This is a genomic window from Aminobacter sp. P4_D5, from assembly GCF_056401815.1.
Genome location: NZ_JBFUIP010000035.1, coordinates 33,804 through 41,222, shown reverse-complemented (window position 1 = coordinate 41,222; position 7,419 = coordinate 33,804). Strand labels below are relative to the sequence as shown.

The following is a 7,419-nucleotide window of genomic DNA, read 5'->3' as shown; positions in this document are numbered from 1 at the left end:
GAGATGTGGGATGTCATCGGCATTCGTATTCTTGTCGAATCCGAGGCGCTGCAACGGGCCGTAAGCCTCGGCAACGACGACTGGGAAGCGCAGGTGGTCGCCGCCTTCCACGCATTCAGCAAGGTCATCGCCAGGCACGAGCCGGAGACGGCAATGGCACCAGGCGCCTTCGACCAGGCTCTGGAGGATCGGCACCAAGGCTTTCACCATGCGCTGATCTCGGCCTGCGGTTCAGCCGCGCTGCTCGAGATCGCTGCCCAACTTTATACCAGGACGGAGCGCTATCGCCGGCCGGTGCTGTCGAGCGAACTGCGGGGCGGACCAAGAAACATCATGAAAGACCATTCCGCGCTGATGACCGCAGCCCTGCAGCGCGATGGCGGAGGCGCGGTCAAGCTGCTCGCCGAACATTATCGGCGCACCGGCGACCTCATCGAGATGGGATTGAAGGCAGCATCAACGACGATGACGGCCGGCAAGGTCGCCAAGCGCCACGCCACGAAATAAACGCTTTGTCAGCGAGCTACTAGAGAAATTGGATACGGCATACCCTGTGAAGCGCCGGTTTTAGGCTCAGGCCTCTGGGATTTGGCGAACGAACTCAGTGCTCCCATGGCCGTCAAACATCTCGGCCCCAACGGTTCGCATCGCTCTCGCACACCCGGTCGATCCTGTCGTCATGACGCGCCACAATCGACCCCACTTGCGGCTGGGCTGGATCCCTCCGCTGAATATGCTCTCAACTTCAACCGCGCAGGGACCTGGCGCTGCGCTCGATCATGGTTCGGCGCGCCACATGCCCCCCACGTCTGTGCTGCCTGAAGCAGGCACCACGTTCGCTTCCGTGAAAGCGACCCTCGCGGATATGGAGCTGGCAACACACTCGCGCGTCGGTATTGTTGCTTTGGCGGTCCCAAGTGGCCCGTGCGCTGACCAGACATCCCCTTCTCGCGTTGCCGGTTGCAAAGTGCATGCTTCTCAAGCCGCGTGTATCTGCGCGAGACCGCTTGTCGATTACTGATCCGACTGGTCGTCCTCGCGACCGTTGGGGAAAAACGGCAACGTGCGAACCCACAGTTCCAGTGTTGTCTCGTTGCCCAATGTCGCAGACCGGTGCGGGAGATGAGATTGAAAATKCATCGAATCCCCCTTGTTCAGGATGTGACGTTCTCCATCCACTTCAAGGAGCATGGTGCCTTCAAGGATATAGACGAAATCTTCGCCTTCGTTGCGCATGATCTCGGACATATGCCCTGCGGGACGACGGACCAGGGAAGGATGCAGCTGGGCGCCGGGAAACCCGCGGCCCAGAAGTTCGTAGCTCCGGCTGATGTCCCCCAGATTGAACGTTTCGCGTTCTCCCTGGCGAGAAACGGCAGCCGTTTGGCGTGGCGCTGGGACGAAGGTGTCGATGTTGGTCCCAAGCGCATCGGCGATGTTGCAGAGCGAAGACAGGGATGGCGTCGACATGCCCCGTTCGACTTGCGACAGGAAACCGATCGACAATCCCACCTTTTCTGACACCTGCTGCAACGTCATTTCAAGGGCACGACGCCGCTTGCGGATTTTTTTCCCGAGCGATGCCTGCGTAAGCTGATCGGCCGCGTCCGTTTGCTCGGTGCTTGGTTGCGAAACCATCTTGAAATCCATCGTGCGCCCGGCCACTGGCAACTATGCGGCGCGCCCTTAGTGAAGTCGATTAATGAGCTGATACCCGATTGTTCGCCAGACTCATAAAGTATTTTTCCACACTATAAAAATTTCACAACAGCTTAAATTTCTTTTGCCTGGCTTGGGTTTTTATGACAGATGTTGGGCATTCACGCTGGTGCTCAGGGAGGAGCGAATGCGCATTCATAAAAGGCCAATTCCGATTTGGGCTGCGATGGTGCTGGCAGGCACCCTCACAGCAAACGTGCAGGCGCAGGAGCCGCAGAAGGGCGGCACACTTCGAATACTCGCCACCGGCGAGCCGGATCACATGGATCCAGCACTTGCGGGTATGGTTCCGACCAACAATCTGATGCGGGCCATTTCCCGGCAACTGATCAGCTACGAGGCTTCGAACGACCCGACCGTCGCGATCAAGCCTGTTGGCGATCTGGCGACAGAAGTGCCACAACCGACCGACAATGGCCTGATCTACACGTTCAAACTGCGCCAGGGCGCCGAGTGGAACGCGCCGTCGGGCGCGCGCCAGATCACTTCCGTGGATGTGGAACGTGGCTTTAAGCGTCTGTGCAACCCGCATCTGCAGGCTGCAACGCTCACCTATTTTACGGCGCTAGTCTCGGGTCTCACCGAATTCTGTAATGGCTTCGCCAAGGTCGAACCGACCGCCGCGGCGATGAAGAAGTACATCGAGGAAAACGATGTGAAGGGCATCGAGACCCCAGACGACAACACCGTCGTCTTCAAGCTCAAGGAGCGGGCCGGAGACTTTATCTACATGCTGTCATTGCCAATGCCTGCACCGGTGCCGGTAGAGACGCTGGAGTACATTCCGGACAGTCCGGAGTACCGCGCCCATTTCATCGGCAGCGGTCCCTACACGATCGGCGAATACGCGCCCGATACGAGCCTCAAGCTCGTGCGCAATCCGGCCTGGAAGGCCGAGAGCGATCCTCTGCGCAAAGCGTATGTGGACGAGATCGAGATCACCATGGGCATGCAGCCCGACGCCATCATGCAGCAGTTGCAGGCAGGCGATGCCGATTTGTCTTATGACATCAATGTTCCGACCGCGATCCTGGCGACGCTTGTCGCCAATGGCGACGAGAAGCTAACCGCGATGTCGGCCGGCAACACCAACTTCTTGTTCATCAACACCGTATCTAGCAACAACAACAGCGCGTTGAAGAACCTTAAGGTCCGTCAGGCGCTGGCTTATGCCGTCGACAAGGCGGCGGTCGCACAGCAATGGGGCGGCATGACGGTCGCCGAACCGGTCGGCGGCATCTTCGGTCTTGGCGTGCTCGGTCATCACAAGTTCGAGCTCTATCCGTCACCGGATTCAAAGGGCGATCCCGAAAAGGCGAAGAAGTTGCTCGCCGAGGCTGGGTTTCGGGATGGGATTACGCTCAAGATGCCTTATCGCAACAAGGATATGGAGGCGACCACCGCCGCTACGATCCAGGCCAGCATGGCACGCGCTGGCATCAAACTTGAGCTCAGCCCGGTCACTGCCGCCGACTACTACTCCAAGTTCATGACCAATCCGATCAACACCAAGAAAGGCACCTGGGACATCGCGCCCGTTGGCTGGACGCCGGATTGGGTCGGGGGCGCGGCGCGCTCCGTGTTCCAGCCACAGTTTACCTTCAACGGCACGCACCAGACTTACAATTACACCGACTACAACAACGCCAAGGCCAATGAGATTGCCGCACAGGCGATCAACGCCACCACACCGGAGGAGACCGGGAAGTTGTGGGCCGAGGTCGATGAGCTCGTGATGGCGGACGTGCCTGTCATTCCGCTGATCGCTAACAAGAACCCGAAGTATCGCAGCGAGGAAGTGCAAAACTACCAGCCTTATGCGCTGGGCGTCGAAGGCGACTGGACCAATCTCTGGCTCGAACGTTGAACTGAGCACAAGCCGGCGCCCGTTGCGGCGCCGGCTTCCGATCCAGTACAAAAGGGTTAGAACGTGGCACTTCTTGAAGTCAAGCAGCTAACGGTCGATATTCCGACCGAGGACGGCGTCGTCCATGCCGTCCGCAACGTCTCATTTTCGGTCAAGCAGGGCTCTCTGTTCGGCATTGCAGGGGAGTCAGGCTCGGGCAAGAGCGTGCTCACCCAGGCGATCGTTGGTCTGCTGCCCAACGCGGACATCAGCGGCGAGGCCTTGTTCGAAGGGCGCAATCTGATCGGGCTTGCGCAGGAAGAGGCACGCAAGCTGCGCGGTGGACGCATCGGCATGATCTTCCAGGATCCGCTTTCCAGCCTGCACCCCTTTTACACGATCGGCGCGCAGATCGCAGAAGCGCTCTATCTGCACGAGAAGATCGATCGCCACGACGCGCGCTCGCGCGTCGTCGACATCCTCGGCAAGGTCGGTATCCCTTCCCCGGCCGATCGGCTGGATGATTATCCGCATCAGTTCTCGGGCGGCATGCGCCAACGCGTAATGATCGCCATGGCGCTCATTCTAAAACCGTCCCTGGTGATCGCGGACGAACCGACGACCGCACTCGACGTCACCGTTCAGGCCCAGATCGTCGCGCTGCTCGACGCCATGCGCAAGGAACTCGGCACGACAGTGATCCTGATCACGCATGACCTCGGCCTGCTGTCGAGCGTGGCCGATGACGTGATGGTCATGTATGCCGGAAATCGCATGGAGTACGGCAAGAGCGCTGCCGTTTTCCGCTCGCCTGTTCACCCGTACACGAGCGGTCTGCTTAAATCGTCCCCCGCCAATTGCCAGCCGGGCTCGGATCTCGTCCCGATCAAAGGGCGGACGCCCAGCCTGCTCGCCCCCTCCGCTGGCTGCGTTTTCGCACCACGATGCAATGACGCACTGGCAAATTGCACCTCAGAGCCACCACCCCTGAGGCTCTACAGCGACGGTGTAGAGTCTCTATGTTGGCGAGAGCATGGGGCAGACATCGAGCCTGCAGTCGCGCGGCCGATCGTAACAGTGCCGGACCAGACCAACGCCGCTGAGCCGATTGTTGAGGCAAGGGACGTGCATCTGAGCTACCAGATCGGCAACTTCTTCGGCCAGCGCCGAACCCTCGATGTTCTCAAGGGAATCGATCTAACCGTTGCCAAGGGTGAGACGGTCGGTCTGGTTGGGGAGAGCGGTTGCGGAAAATCGACCTTCGCGCGTGTCGTTGCGGGGTTGACCCGCGCTACCAGCGGCTCGGTCAAATTGCGCGGAGAAGACATCGGCGCGCTGGATGGCGCCCGCTGGCGCGAGATGCGCAAGAACGTACAGCTTGTCTTTCAGGATCCTTTCGGCTCGCTCAATCCGCGCCGCCGTGTCGGGTCCATCATCGGCGATCCGTTTCGCCTCCATGGAGAAGCCTACGGCGAGGAACGCAAACACAAGGTACGGCATCTGATGGAGATCGTCGGCCTCAACCCCGAACACTACAACCGGTTTCCCTCGGAGTTCTCCGGCGGCCAGCGGCAACGCATCGGCATTGCGAGGGCACTGGCGCTCAACCCGTCGCTGATCATCTGCGACGAGCCCGTCTCGGCCCTCGATGTCTCGGTGCAGGCGCAGGTTCTGAACCTACTGCGACGCCTGCAGCGCGAACTCGACCTGACCTATCTGTTCATTTCGCATGACCTCTCGGTCGTTCGGCATGTGTGCGACCGCATCGCCGTCATGCAGGGCGGACGCATCGTTGAGCTGGCAAGCTCGGAACAACTGTTTGCCGATCCGCAGCATCCATACACGCGAACTCTTCTGGCGGCGACAAATGTTCCGCCGACCCTGACGGGCGCGCCAGACCGCATCCTTCGCGAAACCCGGATGGCAGCGCTATGAGTGAAATCGTATCGCAAATTGGTATCACGGAAGCCGAGGTCATTCAGCGTGGCTCACTGGAGCTCACGCTTCGGCGTTTGCGGCGCGACAGTGCCAGCATGGCGGCGGTTGGCGTGATCGTTGCCGTAGTATTGCTGGCAATAGCCGCGCCTACCATTGCCGCCCTGACCGGCCATTCACCGATCGAGCAGTTCCGCGACATCGGCCTCACGCCGATGGGCATCCCGGTGGGACCAAGCGCGGACTTCTGGTTCGGCAGCGATCAGCTTGGTCGTGATGTTTTGGTACGGCTCGCCTACGGCGCGCGCGTGTCACTGCTTGTTGGCGTTCTGGCTTCGTTAGCCGCCTCGACGATTGCGGTCATCGTCGGGGTAACCGCAGGCTATTTCGGCGGCTGGGTCGACACCTGTCTCAGTCGGCTTACAGACCTTGTCATGAGCGTGCCGTTTTTGCTGTGCGCGCTGGCCTTGGTTTCGGCATTCGGCCCTAGTCTCTTGCTCAGTGTGATCGTCATTGTGTTCTTCAGCTGGGCGCCGATGGCGCGCGTCATCCGTAGCCAGGTCATTTCGCTGAGCAGGCAGGATTTCGTCCAGGCAAGCCGGTCGCTGGGGGCTCGTCCGCTGTCCATCATGGTCGTCGACATCCTGCCCAATCTGTCGGTGCCGATCATCGTCTACACGACCATGCAGATTCCCAGCTCGATCGTCTTCGAGGCGACGCTTTCCTTCCTCGGCATGGGCATCGTGCCGCCGACGCCAAGCTGGGGCGGCATGTTGGCGGACGCATCCTCCAATTCACTCTACCTGATCGCGTGGTGGATGGTGTTCGTGCCAGGCATTGCTTTGCTCTTGACCACTCTGGCCTTCAACATTCTCGGTGACGGCTTGCGCGATGCGCTCGATCCGAAAAGCGCCCGTACGGCACGCAGTCTCAGGAAGAAGGCAAAGGGAGCCACGAAACGATGATCGGTTTTCTCGGTCGACGCATCCTCTTTGGTGCCGGCGTCATGATTGCACTCAGCGCTTTCGTCTTCTTTTTGTTTTTTGTCGCGCCCGGCGATCCGGCACGCATGATTGCCGGTGATAAGGCAACCGAAGCCCAGATCCAGCTCATATGGAAGAATCTGGGCCTCGACCAGCCGATCCTTGAGCAATATGGCCGCTTCGTCGCCAACGCCGTTACCGGCGATCTCGGGTTCTCCTACCGTAACCAGCAGCCGGTCGCGGACATTATTCTGCGTCGGATTCCGGCGACGGTCTCGCTGGTGGCGGGTGCGGTTCTGCTTTGGCTTGCCATTGGCATACCCATCGGCATCAGTTCGGCGCGCCACGCAGGTAGCCTGCGCGACCGTTTCGGACAAGCGTTCATCTTGGTGGGTCTGAGTTTCCCGACCTTCGTTCTAGGCATGATGTCGCTCTACCTGCTTTATTTCCTGCCCAAGCAATCCGGCTTCACGCTGTTTCCGGCCGGTGGCTACAAAGCGTTGACCTCGAATCCCGCGACTTGGGCTTGGCATCTGGTTTTGCCCTGGACGACGCTTGCCCTCACCATGGCAGCCATCTACGCCCGGCTCACGCGCGGACAGATGCTTGAGGTCATGGGCGAGGACTACATTCGTACCGCCCGTGCCAAAGGTGCCAGCGAACGCACTGTGGTCTGGCGGCACGGCATGCGCGCGGCGCTCACGCCCCTGGTCACGCAACTGGGCGCCGACATCGCGCTTCTGCTGGGCGGCGCAATCGTCATTGAACAGGTCTATGGCCTGCAGGGCGTCGGCGCGCTGGCGGTKCAGGCCGTCAACAACCAAGACCGTCCCATTATCATCGGCGTCGTGTTGCTGGGTGGCGTGTTCATCGTTGCCGCCAACATCATTGTCGATCTGCTTTACCTCTTCCTCGATCCACGTGTGCGTTGAGATT

At 60.1% G+C, this 7,419-nt stretch carries 6 protein-coding genes; 5 read left to right on the top strand and 1 reads right to left on the bottom strand.

Features of this window, described 5'->3' with window-relative positions; all coding sequences use genetic code 11:
* Positions 1–507, top strand: a 507-nt coding sequence (locus AC1DWF_RS10380; protein WP_476841660.1) for an FCD domain-containing protein, incomplete at its 5' end; no start/stop codon positions are given.
* A 507-nt stretch (positions 508–1,014) separates the two neighbouring features.
* Here AC1DWF_RS10380 and AC1DWF_RS10375 read toward each other — a convergent pair.
* On the bottom strand, positions 1,015–1,650 hold the full coding sequence (locus AC1DWF_RS10375) for a helix-turn-helix domain-containing protein (protein WP_476841659.1): 636 nt from the start codon (positions 1,648–1,650) through the stop codon (positions 1,015–1,017).
* A 196-nt stretch (positions 1,651–1,846) separates the two neighbouring features.
* Here AC1DWF_RS10375 and AC1DWF_RS10370 point away from each other — a divergent pair, with 196 nt between their 5' ends.
* From AC1DWF_RS10370 to AC1DWF_RS10355, 4 genes are all read left to right on the top strand, one after another.
* Complete coding sequence (locus AC1DWF_RS10370; RefSeq protein ID WP_476804310.1) at positions 1,847–3,586, top strand: ABC transporter substrate-binding protein; 1,740 nt, start codon at positions 1,847–1,849, stop codon at positions 3,584–3,586.
* A gap of 63 nt (positions 3,587–3,649) precedes the next feature.
* A complete protein-coding gene (locus tag AC1DWF_RS10365) occupies positions 3,650–5,500 on the top strand; it encodes an ABC transporter ATP-binding protein (protein ID WP_476789254.1) in 1,851 nt (616 codons plus the stop codon).
* Complete coding sequence (locus AC1DWF_RS10360) at positions 5,497–6,465, top strand: ABC transporter permease (RefSeq protein ID WP_476789255.1); 969 nt, start codon at positions 5,497–5,499, stop codon at positions 6,463–6,465. Before AC1DWF_RS10365 ends, AC1DWF_RS10360 begins: the two co-directional genes overlap by 4 nt.
* Positions 6,462–7,415 (top strand): ABC transporter permease, encoded by a 954-nt coding sequence (locus AC1DWF_RS10355; RefSeq protein WP_476789256.1) that lies wholly within the window; start codon positions 6,462–6,464, stop codon positions 7,413–7,415. The genes AC1DWF_RS10360 and AC1DWF_RS10355 overlap by 4 nt, the downstream gene beginning before the upstream one ends.
* Positions 7,416–7,419 lie beyond the last annotated feature (4 nt).

Excerpts from the sequence above, each read along its gene's own strand:
- AC1DWF_RS10360 (WP_476789255.1), top strand. The coding sequence starts at position 5,497 with ATGAGTGAAATCGTATCGCAAATTGGTATCACGGAAGCCGAGGTCATT.
- AC1DWF_RS10370 (WP_476804310.1), top strand. The coding sequence starts at position 1,847 with ATGCGCATTCATAAAAGGCCAATTCCGATTTGGGCTGCGATGGTGCTG.